Origin of the sequence: Vibrio gallaecicus (genome assembly GCF_024347495.1) — a bacterium.
GTDB classification, from domain to species: domain Bacteria; phylum Pseudomonadota; class Gammaproteobacteria; order Enterobacterales; family Vibrionaceae; genus Vibrio; species Vibrio gallaecicus.
The window spans coordinates 1,121,515-1,137,914 of sequence record NZ_AP025490.1 but is presented as its reverse complement, the minus strand read 5'-3'; the positions used below and the strand labels follow the sequence as shown (position 1 = coordinate 1,137,914).

Annotated in this window: 14 protein-coding genes; 6 read left to right on the top strand and 8 right to left on the bottom strand. The window is 40.2% G+C overall.

What is annotated here, in order from left to right:
- Positions 1–269: 269 nt before the first annotated feature.
- A complete protein-coding gene (gene topA, locus OCU78_RS05060) occupies positions 270–2,903 on the bottom strand; it encodes a type I DNA topoisomerase (protein WP_137372472.1) in 2,634 nt (877 codons plus the stop codon).
- Positions 2,904–3,340: 437 nt separating this feature from the next.
- Here topA and OCU78_RS05055 point away from each other — a divergent pair, with 437 nt between their 5' ends.
- Entirely contained in the window at positions 3,341–3,595 is a 255-nt protein-coding gene (locus OCU78_RS05055) for a YciN family protein (RefSeq protein WP_137372471.1), read from the top strand.
- 48 nt (positions 3,596–3,643) lie between these two features.
- Here the strand turns inward: OCU78_RS05055 and aroA are convergent, their stop codons facing one another.
- Both aroA and OCU78_RS05045 read right to left on the bottom strand, forming a co-directional pair.
- Positions 3,644–4,924: a 3-phosphoshikimate 1-carboxyvinyltransferase gene (gene aroA, locus OCU78_RS05050; RefSeq protein WP_137372470.1), complete on the bottom strand. Its 1,281-nt coding sequence runs from the start codon at positions 4,922–4,924 to the stop codon at positions 3,644–3,646.
- Between the two features lie 163 nt (positions 4,925–5,087).
- Positions 5,088–5,543, bottom strand: coding sequence for an outer membrane lipoprotein (locus OCU78_RS05045; RefSeq protein ID WP_137372469.1), 456 nt, complete (start codon positions 5,541–5,543; stop codon positions 5,088–5,090).
- A gap of 56 nt (positions 5,544–5,599) precedes the next feature.
- Here OCU78_RS05045 and aat point away from each other — a divergent pair, with 56 nt between their 5' ends.
- The 3 genes from aat (at position 5,600) to infA (ending at position 7,308) form a co-directional block, all read left to right on the top strand.
- Positions 5,600–6,313, top strand: coding sequence for a leucyl/phenylalanyl-tRNA--protein transferase (gene aat / locus OCU78_RS05040; protein WP_137372468.1), 714 nt, complete (start codon positions 5,600–5,602; stop codon positions 6,311–6,313).
- Positions 6,310–7,008 carry an arginyltransferase gene (locus tag OCU78_RS05035; protein ID WP_137372467.1) on the top strand — a complete coding sequence of 233 codons (699 nt, stop codon included), beginning with the start codon at positions 6,310–6,312 and terminating at the stop codon, positions 7,006–7,008. Before aat ends, OCU78_RS05035 begins: the two co-directional genes overlap by 4 nt.
- A gap of 81 nt (positions 7,009–7,089) precedes the next feature.
- Entirely contained in the window at positions 7,090–7,308 is a 219-nt protein-coding gene (infA, locus tag OCU78_RS05030) for a translation initiation factor IF-1 (protein ID WP_001040192.1), read from the top strand.
- A gap of 231 nt (positions 7,309–7,539) precedes the next feature.
- Here infA and clpA read toward each other — a convergent pair whose 3' ends face one another.
- Together clpA and clpS are read right to left on the bottom strand one after the other, a co-directional pair.
- A complete protein-coding gene (gene clpA, locus OCU78_RS05025; protein ID WP_137372466.1) occupies positions 7,540–9,810 on the bottom strand; it encodes an ATP-dependent Clp protease ATP-binding subunit ClpA in 2,271 nt (756 codons plus the stop codon).
- Positions 9,811–9,852: 42 nt separating this feature from the next.
- Complete coding sequence (clpS, locus tag OCU78_RS05020) at positions 9,853–10,173, bottom strand: ATP-dependent Clp protease adapter ClpS (RefSeq protein ID WP_137372465.1); 321 nt, start codon at positions 10,171–10,173, stop codon at positions 9,853–9,855.
- A gap of 511 nt (positions 10,174–10,684) precedes the next feature.
- Between clpS and cspD the strand changes: the two genes are divergently transcribed.
- The gene (gene cspD, locus OCU78_RS05015; RefSeq protein WP_167493998.1) at positions 10,685–10,906 is read left to right on the top strand and encodes a cold shock domain-containing protein CspD; all 222 of its coding nucleotides are present in this window, start codon (positions 10,685–10,687) and stop codon (positions 10,904–10,906) included.
- Positions 10,907–11,033: 127 nt separating this feature from the next.
- Here the strand turns inward: cspD and OCU78_RS05010 are convergent, their stop codons facing one another.
- A complete protein-coding gene (locus OCU78_RS05010) occupies positions 11,034–13,259 on the bottom strand; it encodes an NADP-dependent isocitrate dehydrogenase (protein ID WP_137372463.1) in 2,226 nt (741 codons plus the stop codon).
- Positions 13,260–13,598: 339 nt separating this feature from the next.
- On the opposite strand from OCU78_RS05010, the gene OCU78_RS05005 reads away from it, so the two are divergent.
- Positions 13,599–14,285, top strand: a complete 687-nt coding sequence (locus OCU78_RS05005; protein ID WP_137372462.1) for a pseudouridine synthase — start codon at positions 13,599–13,601, stop codon at positions 14,283–14,285.
- A gap of 3 nt (positions 14,286–14,288) precedes the next feature.
- Here OCU78_RS05005 and OCU78_RS05000 read toward each other — a convergent pair whose 3' ends face one another.
- Positions 14,289–14,951 carry a DUF2057 family protein gene (locus OCU78_RS05000; RefSeq protein WP_137372461.1) on the bottom strand — a complete coding sequence of 221 codons (663 nt, stop codon included), beginning with the start codon at positions 14,949–14,951 and terminating at the stop codon, positions 14,289–14,291.
- Positions 14,952–15,023: 72 nt separating this feature from the next.
- The gene (locus OCU78_RS04995) at positions 15,024–16,043 is read right to left on the bottom strand and encodes a porin (protein ID WP_137372460.1); all 1,020 of its coding nucleotides are present in this window, start codon (positions 16,041–16,043) and stop codon (positions 15,024–15,026) included.
- Positions 16,044–16,400 lie beyond the last annotated feature (357 nt).

Here is a 16,400-nt window from a genome sequence, read left to right as displayed (position 1 = left end):
CACACTACAAACGTCACAGTTTACAAAAAATTAACAGTCAAAGTACAGTTTCAATACAATTATCAATAACCAGTAAAGTCATAGTAATCAATATTCATTACAGCTGCATGAATACCAAAACCTTTATGCAACAACGATAATAACCTGACTGCAAACATTTGCAATTGCTGTGTACATAAAAAATTCTCTCATTTAATAAATCATATTTTTCATCAAATTTTAGATAAAAAAAAGCAGCGATAGAGTCGCTGCTTTTATTTTTCTAATATTTAATCTTTTGCTTTAGGCTTCTTACGTTTATCCGTAACTTCCCATTTCCCATCAACATACATTGCAGTCCAGCCTGAAGGCTTACCATCAGCCTCTGTACGAACGTAGTTTTCTTTAGTCTTGCGGCTAAATCGAACCACTGCTGGCTTACCATCCGGGTCTGCTTGAGGTGCAGTCGCAAGGTATTGGAATTTAGGAGAGATGCGATCTTTAAAACGTACCAATTCCGATACTAAAGGTGCGCGTGTTTCACGTGATTTAGGGAAGTTACTTGCAGCCATAAACAGGCCAGAAGCACCATCACGTAAAACAAAGTAAGCATCTGAGTTTTCACATGGCAATTCAGGTAAGTGTACTGGGTCTTCTTTAGGAGGCGCAACTTCACCATTCTTTAGAATCTTACGAGTGTTCTTACAATCTTCACTCGTACAGTCCATGTACTTACCGAAACGACCGTTCTTTAGAACCATGTCAGAACCACACTTGTCACACTCAACAAGCGGACCATCATAGCCTTTCACTTTGAACTCACCGTGTTCAACCACGTAACCTTCACAGTTAGGGTTGTTACCACATACGTGCATCTTGCGCTTATCATCAATCAGATAAGCATCCATTGCGGTTTCACAAATAGGACAACGCTTTTTAGCTCGAAGTGCTGCTGTTTCAACGTCTTCTTCAAGTACGTTGATAATGCCTTCTTCATCACCCAGGTTGATTGTTGTTTTGCAACGCTCTTTAGGTGGAAGCGCATAACCAGAACACCCTAGGAATACACCTGTCGAAGCAGTACGAATACCCATTTTTCGGCTACAAGTCGGACACTCAATATCGGTTTCCACGATATGGTTCGGCTTCATGCCACCTGCGTCTTCATCTAAGTCTGCTTTTTCCAAATCGCCAGTAAAGTCTGTGAAGAAGTTATCTAGCACGCCTTTCCAGCTTGTTTCACCTTCTGCAATTTGGTCTAACTTCTGCTCCATACGAGCCGTAAAGTCGTAGTTCATTAGGTCATTGAAACTGCCATCTAATCGGTCAGTAACAATTTCACCCATTTTCTCAGCATAGAAACGACGCTGCTCAACTTTCACGTAACCACGATCTTGAATAGTCGAGATGATTGATGCGTAAGTTGAAGGACGACCAATACCACGCTTCTCAAGCTCTTTTACTAGAGCTGCTTCAGTGAAACGCGCTGGCGGCTTAGTAAAGTGCTGTTTAGGATCTAGAGCGATTAAGTCTAGCTTATCGCCGATCTGCACTGCCGGAAGGATCGTATCTTCGTTCTTACCCATTGGACGTTGAACACGAGTCCAACCATCAAACTTTAGAATACGACCTTTCGCTTTTAACGTGTATTCATCAGCTTTAACGCTCACTGTTGTTGAATCGTATTGTGCAGGTGTCATCTGACAAGCAACAAATTGATTCCAAATCAGTGAATAAAGCTTATGAGCATCTGCGTCTACACCGTTTAGGTCATCTGACTTAACATCAACGCTTGAAGGACGAATCGCTTCGTGGGCCTCTTGAGCGCCCTCTTTGCTACCGTAAACAAGTGCTTTAGGTGGAAGATATTGTTCGCCAAACTCAGAACCAATAAATTCACGAGCAGCTTCTACCGCTTCTGAACTCAAGTTAGTCGAGTCAGTACGCATATAAGTAATGTAACCCGCTTCATACAGGCGTTGAGCGAGCATCATGGTTTTCTTTACGCCATAACCAAGACGAGTGCTCGCTGCTTGTTGCAGTGTAGACGTAATATAAGGTGCAGACGGCTTACTCTTCGTTGGGCGGTCTTCACGTTTACATACTTCGTATTGCGCTTTTTCTAAAACGCTTACTGCAGCTTGTGTTTGCGCTTCATTGTCAGGTTTAAACGCTACACCGCCTTTCTGAGCGACTTGCAGTCTAAAATCAGTTTTATCTGCCGTTTTGGTATCTGCGTGCACATCCCAGAACTCTTCGGGAATAAAGGCGTTAATCTCGCGCTCACGTTCAACCAATAGTTTTACAGCTACTGATTGAACACGGCCAGCGGATAGACCTCGTGCTACTTTTTTCCAAAGCAGCGGTGACACCATAAAACCAACCACACGGTCCATAAAACGACGTGCTTGTTGTGCGTTTACGCCATCAATGTTCAACTCACCAGGAGTTTCAAAAGCTTGCTGAATAGCATTTTTTGTAATTTCATTAAAAACTACGCGCTTGTATCGCGATTCATCACCACCGATGATCTCACGAAGGTGCCATGCGATAGCTTCTCCTTCGCGGTCCAAATCGGTTGCGAGATAAACGTGGTCAGCGTCTTTAGCAAGTTTTTGCAGTTCAGCAACTACTTTTTCTTTGCCAGGTAGAATTTGATAATTCGCTTCCCACTCTTGATATGGGTTAATACCCATCTTTTTGATCAGCGCTTTACGATCTTTTTCTTTTTTAATACGAGCCTTATCTTCAGGGCTCATACCTTTTGTTGAAACTGCAGCCGCTTTTTTACCAGTACTTTGACCAGCAGTAGGCAAATCACGTACGTGACCCACACTAGATTTAACGACAAAGTCCTTGCCAAGATATTTATTGATAGTTTTGGCCTTGGCTGGCGACTCCACTATAACGAGCGATTTACCCATATTGACTCTAACGTCCTTAATCACGATGCTTCAGCTCAAAGAAATCTATTTGGGCTTTTACGCATGATATTCTAAATTCATTGCTTCTTTTTTTACTATTGTGCGAGATTACTAGAAGATCAACCGCTTTTTTCAAAATTAGATCTGATTGCTCGACAATTCGACGACTCAGCTAAGAAAGGCACACAATAGATGAATGTAACGACATATGCCTGAAATTACAGGGCTAGCCTTTATTGGTAAGGCTTTACTAACAAAACGAGCACATACTATGCGCGTAGTTTGCTTGAACGCGAACTTCATGCAATTATTTTTGTTATAAATCACAAAATAATTTACTGATATTAGAAAACTCTCACATCATGTGTAGTTAAATCATTGAAATTATGTACTCGGTCAATAAACTAGTTTTATTAATTGCCTATTGAGATTAAACCATGAGCACTAAAAACGTTATTGCTGAATTTGACCTATTACTTATCGCAAACCAAGTCATTCAATCTCACGCTGACTACATTGAAGGCATGCGAGCGACAAGTGTTACAGAGAAAGACGAAGTCTTAGTATTTAAAGGTGAATACTTCCTAGACGATAATGGTTTACCTACACCTAATACAACAGCCGTATTTAATATGTTCAAATACTTAGCACATCATCTATCTAAAGAATTTACTTTAGAAGATTCCAAATAAAGACTGAGAACAAAGAAAAAAGCTTGCCATTTAGGCAAGCTTTTTACATTACTGACTCAGCACTTTTAGCTTGTCAAAGTAATTAGGAAATGTCTTGGATGTACACCCAGGATCATTAATGGTTACTGGTGTATCACTTAACGCAACAAGCGAGAAGCACATTGCCATGCGATGGTCATCATATGTGTCAATTTCCGCATGCTTCAGCTGTGCAACAGGCTTCACTATAATGTAGTCTTCACCCTCTTCAACTTCAGCTCCGACCTTGCGTAATTCTGTCGCCATCGCAGCTAATCGGTCTGTTTCTTTTACTCGCCAGTTATACACATTGCGAATAGCGGTTGTACCTGTCGCAAAAAGAGCAGTTGTCGCGATAGTCATTGCTGCATCAGGAATATGGTTGTAATCCATATCGATGCCTTTCAGCTCTCCACAGCGAGAAATAACATAGTCATCACCCCACTCAATTTCAGCGCCCATTTTTTCTAATGCATCGGCAAATTGAATATCGCCTTGAATACTATTTTTACCAATTCCGGTAACTTTTATTTCTCCACCTTTAATCGCTGCAGCCGCTAGGAAATATGAAGCAGAAGAGGCGTCACCTTCAACAAGAAAATCACCCGGCGCGACATACTGTTGCCCTGCTGGAATAACAAACTCTTGATAGTCGTTATTAATCACTTCAACACCAAACTGTTTCATTATGTGCAGAGTGATATCAATGTAAGGTTTAGAAACTAATTCGCCTTCAATATTGATGCGAATTTCACCTTCAGCTAAAGGAGCAGCCATTAAGAATGCGGTTAAAAACTGACTAGAGATCGAACCGTCAATTGAAACTCGACCACTCTTTAAGCCTGTCCCTTTAATTTTAAGAGGGGGGAAATCTTCATTTTCTAAATATTCAACATCCGCTCCCGCGGTACGAAGCGCTGCGACTAAATGTCCAATAGGCCGCTCTTTCATGCGAGGTTCGCCAGTCAATACGAATTCACCTTTACCAAGACACAAAGCCGCAGCAAGTGGACGCATTGCCGTACCGGCATTACCTAGAAATAGTTCCAATGTTTTATCAGCTTCAAATACACCACCAAGCCCTTCAACTTCACATACAGTTTTATCTGAAGATAACTGGTAATTAACACCTAACTGAGTGAGTGCATTCAGCATATGACGAATATCATCACTATCAAGTAAGTTAGTTAGTCTTGTTTTACCTGAAGATAATGCAGCTAGCAGCAATGCACGATTCGAAACACTTTTTGAACCAGGTAAATTTACTTCACCGTTCACTTTCTGAATTGGTTGTAACGTTAGGCTTTCCATTAAATTTATTAGTCCTTGTATCACTTGAACATGCGACTAAGCGCTGGGTTGTCAAGCAATGAATAATTCTTCGTACTAGCAGACTATCGAAATTTAAGACCGAACTCCAGAGCTAATCTCACCTTTAAAGGTGAATATTTAGTCAACCAAACCTACTTTAAATTTAGTACACCAAATCAACCCTGACTCCATCTGTAAAATACAAAATCCTAACTTCATCTTCCCGCTCAAATATCATTGTTCGGTCAACATCTTGAATAATATTTATTAGCTTCCCTTTGTCAGTCTCAACCAAGAGCTCTACCAATTTATATTCAACTTTATATTGTGTGTTACCACGATTATGAGCCACACCTGCGCCAGCAATAGCACCAACCGCAGTAGCAACTTCTTTCCCTGTGCCTCCACCAAATTGGTTACCAATTAGCCCCCCCACAGCTGCACCAAGTAGTGTTTCCCAACCGCTACTTTTCGATTGTATGACCTCTTCCTGAGTTATATATCGAACTGAATCAACCTTGCCGTAAACGACTTCTTTTACTTGCTTGGCTTGGTTACGGCTATAACCAGCATTTGCCAACATGGGTAAAACAAGTAAAATCCACAAAAAATTCTTCATTGTTATTCTCCTAAACGCCATTTGAAGATTCGGTAATAATTCTTAACGCGACTATTATGACTATATATTTAACTGAGCTTGATACCAACAATCTGGAATTTCCATCACCTTTTGACGCATTAGACGACCCAAATGGTCTGTTAGCTTTTGGTGGTGACCTATCCCCCCAAAGAATTTTAAAAGCGTACAGCCAAGGCATATTTCCTTGGTATGGTCCTGGAGAACCCATTTTGTGGTGGAGCCCCGCACCACGGGCTCTCTTTTATCCTAAGACCTTCAAACCAGCTAAAAGTCTTAAAAAGTTTCAAAAAAAACACAAATATAAAGTCAGCATAAATCAAGCCACAGACAAAGTGATACATCTTTGCTCGGCATTACGCCCAGCAGAAGAAACATGGCTGAACAAAGATATGCAAAGATCTTACATCGAGCTCGCTCAGCAAAAACAGTGTCACTCCGTTGAGGTATGGCAAAACGACCAGCTTATTGGCGGGCTCTATGGACTAATTCAAGGTCATGTTTTTTGTGGTGAGTCGATGTTTAGCACTCAAACTAACGCCTCAAAAGTTGCATTGTGGTATTTTTGCCAACATTTTTCTGAGTTTGGTGGGCAAATTATTGATTGCCAGGTCATGAACCCTCATTTGGAGTCTTTAGGTGCAATTGAAGTGGACCGTGAAGAATTTCTCGATTCCTTACTACAATTACAAAGAAATAAATTAAAAGACGGCTGTTTTACTCCTCAATGGTTAGAGGTTTCACCTGCATGAGTTCAGATTTACAACAAATAAAAATAGGGTTAACAGACAATCACGCGTGCAGTTACTTACCTGATCATGAAGAAAGAGTCGCAGTAGCGCTTGATGAACATATGCATACTCCTGAGAACTATGAAGTACTCTTAGCTAATGGGTTTCGTCGAAGTGGGTCTACTATGTATAAACCCCATTGTGATAAGTGTAATTCTTGTAACGCGATTCGCCTGGCGATTCCTAACTTTTCGTTTTCCAAAAGCCAGAGGCGACTTCTCAACAAGGCAAAATCGTTTCGCTGGGTTTTAAAAGATACGATGGATGAACAATGGTTTGACTTATATAGCCGTTATATAACGATTCGTCACCGTACTGGTAGTATGTACCCGCCGAAGCAAAATGAATTTTTGCAGTTTTCTAAAAATCACTGGCTCACGACTCAGTTCTTGCATATTTATGACGAGAACAAGCTTATTGCTATCGCTGTTACCGATATTATGAGTAACTGCACCAGTGCTTTTTATACTTTTTTCGACCCCGACATTGAGCTCTCTTTAGGCACTTTAGGGGTGCTTTATCAAATCCAACACGCCCAACAACACCAAAAACAATGGTTATATTTGGGGTATCAGATAGATGAATGCCCAGCGATGAACTACAAAGTACGATTTCAAGGGCATCAAAGGCTAGTAAATCAGTTGTGGCAAGGGTAGAATACGCGACAACTTTACATATTTTGATTTTAGCGGCTAATCGAGTCCGTTAAAAACAGCCAAGTTTCGAAAGAGGATTAGATGGCTAAAGAAGACGTAATCGAGATGCAAGGCACAGTCCTTGATACTCTACCAAACACAATGTTCCGTGTTGAGCTTGAAAATGGACACGTAGTGACAGCTCACATCTCTGGCAAAATGCGTAAGAACTACATCCGTATTCTTACGGGTGACAAAGTAACTGTTGAGATGACTCCATACGACCTTTCTAAAGGTCGCATCGTCTTCCGTGCTCGTTAATTTTTAATTAGCGAATACAATAAAAAACGGAGCTTAGTTGCTCCGTTTTTTATTGCAGTTAATGTAATACAGTCACAACTACGATTATGACTGCAAGGCAAAGAACAATTGCACGTATTACACTTATCTCTTCCCTTACATGCTCCTTGTATACTAGAACATAAAAAAACGCCCATATGCTCAAAGCACACGGACGTCTTCATATCAAAAGTAACCTTACATTAAGTGTAATTAATGCATGACTTCTTCTTTTGCACCTAAGTAATCAAAATGCAATTTATCTTTCTTCAGTGATACTTTTACGGTACCACCATCAATCAAGCTTCCAAACAACAGTTCATTAGCGAGTGGCTTCTTCAGCTTATCTTGGATAACACGTCCCATTGGACGCGCCCCCATGGTTTTATCGTAGCCCTTATCAGCTAACCAATGACGAGCATCCTCAGCAACCTCTAAAGATACACCACGAGCATCTAATTGAACCTGAAGCTCTACAATGAATTTATCTACGACTTGGTGAATTACCGTTTGGTCTAAATTATTGAACCAGATGATGTTATCAAGGCGATTTCTAAACTCAGGGGTAAAGAGCTTTTTAATTTCACCCATCGCATCTGGAGCATGATCTTGTTGAATAAGACCGATAGATTTCTTCTCAGTTTCTGCTACACCCGCATTGGTCGTCATCACTAGAATCACATTACGGAAATCAGCTTTACGCCCATTGTTATCAGTCAAAGTACCGTTATCCATCACTTGCAATAGCAAGTTAAAGATATCTGGGTGAGCTTTCTCAATTTCATCAAGAAGTACTACAGAGTGAGGGTGTTTAATAACTGCATCAGTCAATAAACCACCTTGGTCATAACCTACATAACCAGGAGGAGCACCGATTAAACGACTTACCGAATGTCTTTCACCATATTCAGACATATCAAAACGCAGTAGCTCTATACCAAGTAGTTTTGAAAGCTGAACAGTGACTTCTGTCTTACCAACACCAGTAGGACCAGCAAATAAGAAAGAGCCAACAGGTTTATTTTCTGCACCTAAACCAGCACGAGTGAGTTTAATGGCTTCGCTTAAGACATCAATCGCAGGATCTTGCCCGAACACCAACATCTTCATCTTGTTATCAAGCTTTTGAAGGATGTCTTTATCAGATGAAGACACAGATTTCTCTGGAATTCGAGCCATTTTTGCAACCATGGCTTCAATATCTGCCACTCCAACTGTTTTCTTTCTACGGCTGGCAGGAGCTAAGCGGCTACGAGCCCCTGCTTCATCAATAACATCGATGGCTTTATCTGGAAGGTGACGTTCATTGATGTATTTAGCCGAAAGCTCTACAGCTGCACGAAGTGCTTTATTTGTATAACGAACTTCATGATGCGCTTCATACTTAGGCTTCAATCCAATCAGAATTTTAGTTGTGTCATCCAGCGATGGCTCAACAATGTCAATTTTTTGGAATCGGCGAGAAAGTGCACGTTCTTTTTCAAAGATAGAGTTGTATTCTTGGTAAGTTGTCGAACCAATACAACGCAGCTTGCCGCTACTTAGTAATGGCTTAATAAGATTAGCCGCATCTACTTGACCACCAGAAGCCGCTCCCGCACCAATAATAGTGTGGATTTCATCAATGAATAGAATCGCTTCTTCTTCTTTCTCAAGTTGCTTGAGAATCGCTTTAAAACGTTTCTCAAAGTCACCACGGTATTTAGTACCAGCTAATAAAGAACCAATATCTAACGAATAGATAACGCTATCTTTGATTACATCTGGAACTTGCCCTTCAACAATACGCCAAGCTAAACCTTCAGCAATCGCAGTTTTACCTACACCAGCTTCCCCAACGAGTAGCGGGTTGTTTTTACGACGGCGACAAAGTACTTGAATAGTACGCTCAAGCTCTTTATCACGACCGATTAACGGGTCAATATTACCTTGCTTAGCCACTTCGTTCAGGTTCGTAGCAAAACTTTCAAGACGGTCTTCTGAACTGACCTCTTCGGTACTTTCTGAGCCAAAAGAATCTGATGACGAAAGATCTTCACTATCATTTCCTGATTTGGTAATACCATGTGAAATGAAATTAACAATGTCTAAACGGCTAATATCATTCTTTTTAAGTAGATATGCAGCGTGAGATTCTTGTTCACTAAAGATAGCAACAAGTACATTTGCCCCAGTAACCTCACTTCGACCGGAAGATTGCACATGAAAAACAGCACGTTGTAGAACACGTTGAAAGCTCAATGTCGGCTGAGTTTCACGTGTCTCATCATTTTCTGGGATAAGGGGAGTTGTTTGGTCGATAAAAATATCGAGTTCATGACGCAAAGCGTCTAAATCAGCCTGGCAGGCTTGAAGAGTTTCCTTCGCTGCATCATTTTCTAATAATGCGAGTAGGAGGTGTTCGACAGTCATAAACTCATGACGCTTGTCACGCGCACGAGCAAATGCGCCATTTAAGCTCGATTCTAGTTCTTTATTTAGCATAAGTACCTCCTAAGGGAACAACTTTGTTGTCCAAGCAATTCTTTACGCTTGCTCCATTGTACATAGTAGCGGATGTTCATTTTCCTTTGAGTACATCGTTACCTGCGCTACCTTTGTTTCTGCAATTTCTGCACTATATGTGCCACAAATTGCTTTACCTTCATAATGAACCTTAAGCATTACATCCGTTGCTTTCTCGATGTCTAGAGAGAAAAAGCGCTCAAGTATCTCAATTACGAAATCCATCGGCGTGTAGTCATCGTTATTCAGTACAACATTGTACAGAGCCGGCGGCTTAACTTTAGTTGTTTCTTTCTCCAGTAAATCTGAGCCTGGAGATGCCCATTCAAAATTTTTACTCATGTCAGTTTTGCTAAGGTTCTGTCTCGGGAAATTACGAAGAGTGTTCAAACTAATTTATCACATCCCTGCAATGCGGTGTACTAAGAAAGGTGCTCAAAAATGCATTCCCTACTAATGAGCCTAATCCACCATTTGCATCGCTGCAAATAAAACCTGTCTATTAACAAGATTAACATATGTGATTGATTAAAAAGACACCATCAGTATTCACTAAAGACATCATTCAACACCTCAGCTGCCTTTAAGTTGATGAAAAGTTGTCTTTCTCAAGGTTGATTTGTTAGCAAATTTGTTAATTTTTATACCATTTAACTATTGACTGTGCTCGCTCATTAGCTACATTGGTGCTAAGTGGTTTTTTATTCACCACATTGCTCACTTAAAATAAAATATGTATATCGACAGGAAAGTCGCTAACTGAGAAGCAATTGGCAAAGAAATTCATATCACTAACCAAGAGTTAGTAGAGTAAACACAACATCAGTAACAAAATGCATGAGGGATGTATAGCATGGCTACAGGTACAGTAAAATGGTTTAATAACGCCAAAGGGTTTGGTTTCATTTGCCCTGAAGGTGAAGACGGTGACATCTTCGCACATTACTCAACAATTCAAATGGACGGTTACCGTACTTTGAAAGCAGGTCAACAAGTTGACTATGAGATTGAGAAAGGTCCAAAAGGCTCTCATGCAAGCTCTGTGGTGCCCGTTGAAGCAAGCGCCGCCAAATAGAAATACAGTTAAATAGAAGAACTAAGCACTTTCATCTATTTGCTATCAAAACGCTTATAATAAAAACCCGCCAACTGGCGGGTTTTTTATATTCAATCGTTAGCGTAAGAATGACGCTTGATTAAAATTACGCATTGATAAGCGCATTCAGAGTCGTACTTGGACGCATAAGAGCAGACGTCAAATTATCATCTAACGAGTAGTAACCACCCAAATCACCAGCAGGACCTTGTGCATCATTTAGCTCCGCAACAATCACTTCTTCATTTTCAGCAAGTTTAGAAGCAATTTCTTCAAACTCAGCTGAAAGCTCGCTATCAACAGATTGTTCAGCTAGAGCTTTTGCCCAGTAAGCAGCTAAGAAATAATGGCTACCGCGGTTATCAAGTTCACCTACACGGCGAGAAGGTGATTTGTTATTGTCTAAAAACTCCCCTGTCGCTTTATCAAGTGCGTCAGCAAGTACTTTAGCTTTAGCGTTACCAGTTACAACACTTAAGTGCTCTAAAGATGCAGCTAATGCGAGAAACTCGCCTAAAGAATCCCAACGTAAATGGTTTTCTTTTTCAACTTGTTGTACGTGTTTTGGAGCAGAACCACCTGCGCCAGTTTCAAACAAACCACCGCCATTCATAAGCGGTACAATTGATAGCATTTTAGCTGAAGTACCAAGCTCTAAAATAGGGAATAAATCTGTTAGGTAATCACGTAAAACGTTACCTGTAACAGAGATTGTATCTAAACCGTCTTTGATGCGAACTAAAGAGAATTGCGTCGCTTCTAATGGAGCAAGAATTTTAATCTCAAGACCATCAGTATCGTAGTTTGGCAAATAAGCTTCTACTTTCTTAATCAGTTCAGCATCATGTGCACGAGCACTATCTAGCCAGAATACAGCTGGAACGCCTGAAGCACGCGCACGAGTAACGGCTAATTTAACCCAATCTTGAATTGGCGCGTCTTTAACCTGACACATACGGAAGATGTCACCTTCTTCAACCGCTTGCTCAAGTAACACAGAGCCAGAAGCATCGACAACTTGTACTTTACCAGCAGCGTCTAAAACAAATGTTTTGTCATGAGAACCATACTCTTCTGCTTTTTGAGCCATCAAGCCAACATTAGGTACACTACCCATTGTTGTTGGATCAAATGCACCATTTTCTTTACAGAAATCAATAACAGCTTGGTATACACTTGCATAGCTACGATCAGGGATCATTGCTTTCGTATCTTTCTGCTTGCCGTCAGGTCCCCACATCTGACCTGAAGAACGCAGCATTGCTGGCATAGATGCATCAACAATGATGTCACTAGGGACATGTAAGTTTGTAATACCGCGATCTGAATCAACCATAGCGAGCGCCGGTTGAGTGTCATATACAGCTAATAGAGCTGCTTCGATCTCTTCTTTCTTATCTTGTGGTAAAGAGGCGATCTTCGCGTATACATCACCAAGACCATTGTTCACATCAACACCAAGCTCTTCAAACAGTTCGCCATATTTAGCAAACACATCTTTATAGTACACTTTAACTGCGTGACCAAAGATAATTGGGTCTGAAACTTTCATCATTGTTGCTTTCATATGTAGAGAAAGCAAAACACCTTGCTCTTTAGCTGAAGCAATTTCTTTTTCAAAGAATTCAACTAAAGCGGCTTTGTTCATAACAGATGTATCGATGATCTCTTTGTCTAGCAAGCCGAAAGCAGGCTTAAGAGTTTTAGAGCTACCATCTGCACCAACGAATTCAATGCTTACTTCTGTAGCACCTTCAATCGTCGTTGATTTTTCACTACCAAAGAAGTCTTTATCTTCCATGCTTGCAACATGAGATTTCGAATCAGCCGCCCATGCACCCATTGAGTGTGGATTTTTCTTTGCGTAGTTCTTAACTGAAAGAGGAGCACGACGATCAGAGTTACCTTCACGTAACACTGGGTTTACCGCACTACCTTTAATTTTATCATATGTCGCTTTAATTGCTTTCTCTTCGTATGTATTCGCTTCTTCTGGGTAATTAGGTAATGCATACCCTTTTGCTTGTAATTCTTTAATTACAGCCTGAAGCTGTGGTACAGATGCAGAAATGTTAGGAAGCTTAATGATATTTGCTTCAGGCGTTTTCGCCAATTCTCCAAGCTCAGCAAGAGCATCACCAATTCGTTGTTCTTCTTTTAAGTGCTCTGGGAAGTTTGCAATAATACGCCCAGCAAGTGAGATATCACGAGTATCAACATTGATACCAGAAGAAGCAGTAAAAGACTGAATAATTGGCAGCAAAGAATAAGTGGCTAATGCTGGAGCTTCATCTGTAATGGTATAGATGATGGTTGGTTTTTCAGTAGGCATGAAATTTCCCTATAGTTCTAACAAGCTCACTCCAAATAGTGAGACCGTGTAAATTGACCGGTAAGTGACGATAACGCCAATAGTATTGTGATATTCGCCAGAAAGTACTTACGCGATTATCGCACTCTATCTTATTTTCCATGCTGCCTGTTAAAGCCACATGAACTAAATCCGTGAGTGCGTTGTTATAATGAAACACGTTATACTTAAACAAATTTGGCTCGATAGTCCATTAACTTGTTATGTTTTGTGTCTTTTAGGCGCGCAAATGATAGCTCAATTCAGTTTCCGTTAAAACTTTTCGGTACACTTCATTTACATTTTTGCAAGGTAGTTAACATGTCTACTCGCTCACGCAGCGTAAATAACTCTGACAAACCATCACGTACTCGTTCAACTTTCAAACAGGGTGATTCGAAAAGAAAAGCCTCATCTAGTAAGCACAGAGTAAAGAAGACAAGCACCAAACCAAAAGTGTCCTTAGAAGATAGAAAAGTTATCCTTTTTAATAAACCTTTCGACACATTGAGCCAATTCACCGACGGTGAAGGTAGAAAAACACTGGCTGACTTTATCCCTGTTAAAGATGTTTATGCTGCAGGTCGATTAGACCGCGATAGCGAAGGGTTAATGGTTTTAACTAACGATGGTATTTTCCAAGCAAAATTAACTGACCCTAAATCAAGATCACCTAAAACTTACTGGGCTCAAGTTGAAGGTAGCCCTTCTGAGGAAGATTTAGAAAAATTGAGAAAAGGTGTAGAGCTAAAAGATGGCAAAACACTACCAGCTGAAATAGAAATAATAGCAGAACCAACAGTTTGGGAAAGAACACCTCCAGTTCGTTTCAGAGCTGCTATTCCAACAACTTGGCTATCTATCACTATTATTGAAGGGCGTAACCGTCAAGTAAGAAGAATGACAGCCAATATCGGCTTCCCTACATTAAGGCTCATTCGCTACTCCATGGGCACAATGGAGCTAAAATCTTTACAGCCTGGAGAATGGCGACAGATCGAAAATTAACCACTATTTTTGTCTATTAATCCATTCTTTCAACTCATTTTTATCTTCTAATGACAATCCCTTAAACATATCCTTGAATTGCTCAATCGACGGTTGATTATCCAATGTTACTGAAGTTTGAGCTAATTCCGAGGCTGCTATCGTTTCTTCAAATTGATTCGCAACCACATATGTAACAGGAACACTGGCTAAACCTCCCGCAATGTTATAATTTCTCGCTTCCTGAGGGTAGTTCCGCCCAAATTGAACACCACTTGATAAAAGCGTGTCTTGGACCAATATGATACTTTCACCGCTCTTATTTAGAAGTTTCCATTTTAATGGGAACATCCCTTTCTCTGCTTGCCTGTAAGACGAAAATGATGGTAATTCAAACACAAGCTCTTCATTTGATGAGTTAAATTTTACAATTACAGCATCGCTATAGACTGTTTTAATAACATCGCCAATTTCAAATTCAGTCTGGTATTTAAAAACGATCTGATTCATACCATCAGGTAACTCTAAAGTTGTGTTCTCAGAAAAAAAGCCACCTTTGGTCTCAGGCTTCTCCATATTGACAGCTAATAAAGAAACGCTATCAGGAATATATAGTATAGACGCAGCAATAGATTGAAAACTGGTGCACATAGCCAATGTTAAAGTAATTGGTAATAATAAGCGCATGGTGAACTATCCTCTGTTAGATATAAAAAAACCCAGCATATAGCTGGGTTCGAATGTGTTTTGTTCTACTTATTACCAGTAGAAACGGGCACCTAGACCAAAATCTGTCTTACTATCAACTTTTGCGTCTGCTGTAGTTGTTTCTTCAAACACATATGCGCCTTCTGCAAAAACACGAGCCCATTTAGAGAACTTGTATTCAACACCAGCGTAGAAACGAGAAGCATCACCGTCTACAGTACCAGCAGCATCAGAAGAAGATAATACTAGCTCATAACCAGAGTATAAAGTTGTTTTGTTAGCAACTGCGAACATACCAGCTAAAGAGATACCGTGAGAGTCAACAGTTGTGTTAGCTGATTTATCTTCATTTGAATTGTTGTAGTATGTTGCGCCTAGCGTGTGTTCACCTAGAGCATATTCACCCGTAAATTCAAATGATAGATTTTCAGTATCTGCCGCGACACCAGTAACAGCAATTTTATTTGTTGAAGAAAGAACACCAGCGTGTACAGATAGGTCACCGAAAGCTTTACCTACAAATACTTCACGAATTTCTTCATTAGTATTATCTTCGCCGAAAGAGTAACCAGCTTTTAGCCAAAATTGCTCTGTATCTAAAGCATATTTAACTTGAGAATCATTATTCCAAGCGTGTCCATATAGAAGAGCAGAGCCACCAAAGAAGTATGAATAATCAGCACCGTAGACATCATCGGCATAAGTACCTTCTTTACCGATACGGATAGTACCCATATCACCCATATCAAAACCAATGATATGACGACGTACAAAAACTGTATCGTCAGTACGCTCACTAGAATCCGAACCTGCACCGTAGTTATCACCAAGTGCTACACCGATTTCAACTTCGCCCAATACTTTCAAGCTATCGCTAGCAACATAAACACCATTTACGCCAGTACGAGAAGAGCTAGTGTTTAGCTCAGCTTCAGAGTCGTCTAAAAATAATAGTGTTGGACGTAGCTGACCGTAAAAATCAACTGAACCTTCGTCAGACTTGAATACTTCTGCCGCGTTTACTGTTCCTGCAGTTGCCATTACAGCAAGTGCTAATAGAGTCTTTTTCATAATAAATCCACTGCCTTTTCTAAGAATGGGAGATCCTTGCCCGGTTCCCTTTTTATGACCGTGCCTATCAATCTTTGTTGATTAGTCACTGCCACTAAATTTCGAGGTCTAGATTGCAAAAGATTATTCTGACTGTCAAATAAGATAAAAAATAAACCTAAAAATATGAAAATAAATATAAATCATATACTTACACCACATTGCAGCAATTTACGGCTAATATCCCAACAACAAAACATTAACATTTGATCGAATAAAAAACGATATAATCAGCATGTATAACCAACATATAAATAAAATGCAGTTTTTAACACCAAATAACATGACTAATTAAAGGTTAATTCAGCAACTTACTCC

Coding starts and splice junctions, on each gene's coding strand:
- topA (WP_137372472.1), bottom strand. CDS start 2,903: ATGGGTAAATCGCTCGTTATAGTGGAGTCGCCAGCCAAGGCCAAAACT.
- OCU78_RS05010 (WP_137372463.1), bottom strand. CDS start 13,259: ATGCCTACTGAAAAACCAACCATCATCTATACCATTACAGATGAAGCT.
- aroA (WP_137372470.1), bottom strand. CDS start 4,924: ATGGAAAGCCTAACGTTACAACCAATTCAGAAAGTGAACGGTGAAGTA.
- OCU78_RS05045 (WP_137372469.1), bottom strand. CDS start 5,543: ATGAAGAATTTTTTGTGGATTTTACTTGTTTTACCCATGTTGGCAAAT.
- aat (WP_137372468.1), top strand. CDS start 5,600: ATGACTATATATTTAACTGAGCTTGATACCAACAATCTGGAATTTCCA.
- clpS (WP_137372465.1), bottom strand. CDS start 10,173: ATGAGTAAAAATTTTGAATGGGCATCTCCAGGCTCAGATTTACTGGAG.
- OCU78_RS05055 (WP_137372471.1), top strand. CDS start 3,341: ATGAGCACTAAAAACGTTATTGCTGAATTTGACCTATTACTTATCGCA.
- cspD (WP_167493998.1), top strand. CDS start 10,685: ATGGCTACAGGTACAGTAAAATGGTTTAATAACGCCAAAGGGTTTGGT.
- OCU78_RS04995 (WP_137372460.1), bottom strand. CDS start 16,043: ATGAAAAAGACTCTATTAGCACTTGCTGTAATGGCAACTGCAGGAACA.
- infA (WP_001040192.1), top strand. CDS start 7,090: ATGGCTAAAGAAGACGTAATCGAGATGCAAGGCACAGTCCTTGATACT.
- OCU78_RS05000 (WP_137372461.1), bottom strand. CDS start 14,951: ATGCGCTTATTATTACCAATTACTTTAACATTGGCTATGTGCACCAGT.
- clpA (WP_137372466.1), bottom strand. CDS start 9,810: ATGCTAAATAAAGAACTAGAATCGAGCTTAAATGGCGCATTTGCTCGT.
- OCU78_RS05035 (WP_137372467.1), top strand. CDS start 6,310: ATGAGTTCAGATTTACAACAAATAAAAATAGGGTTAACAGACAATCAC.
- OCU78_RS05005 (WP_137372462.1), top strand. CDS start 13,599: ATGTCTACTCGCTCACGCAGCGTAAATAACTCTGACAAACCATCACGT.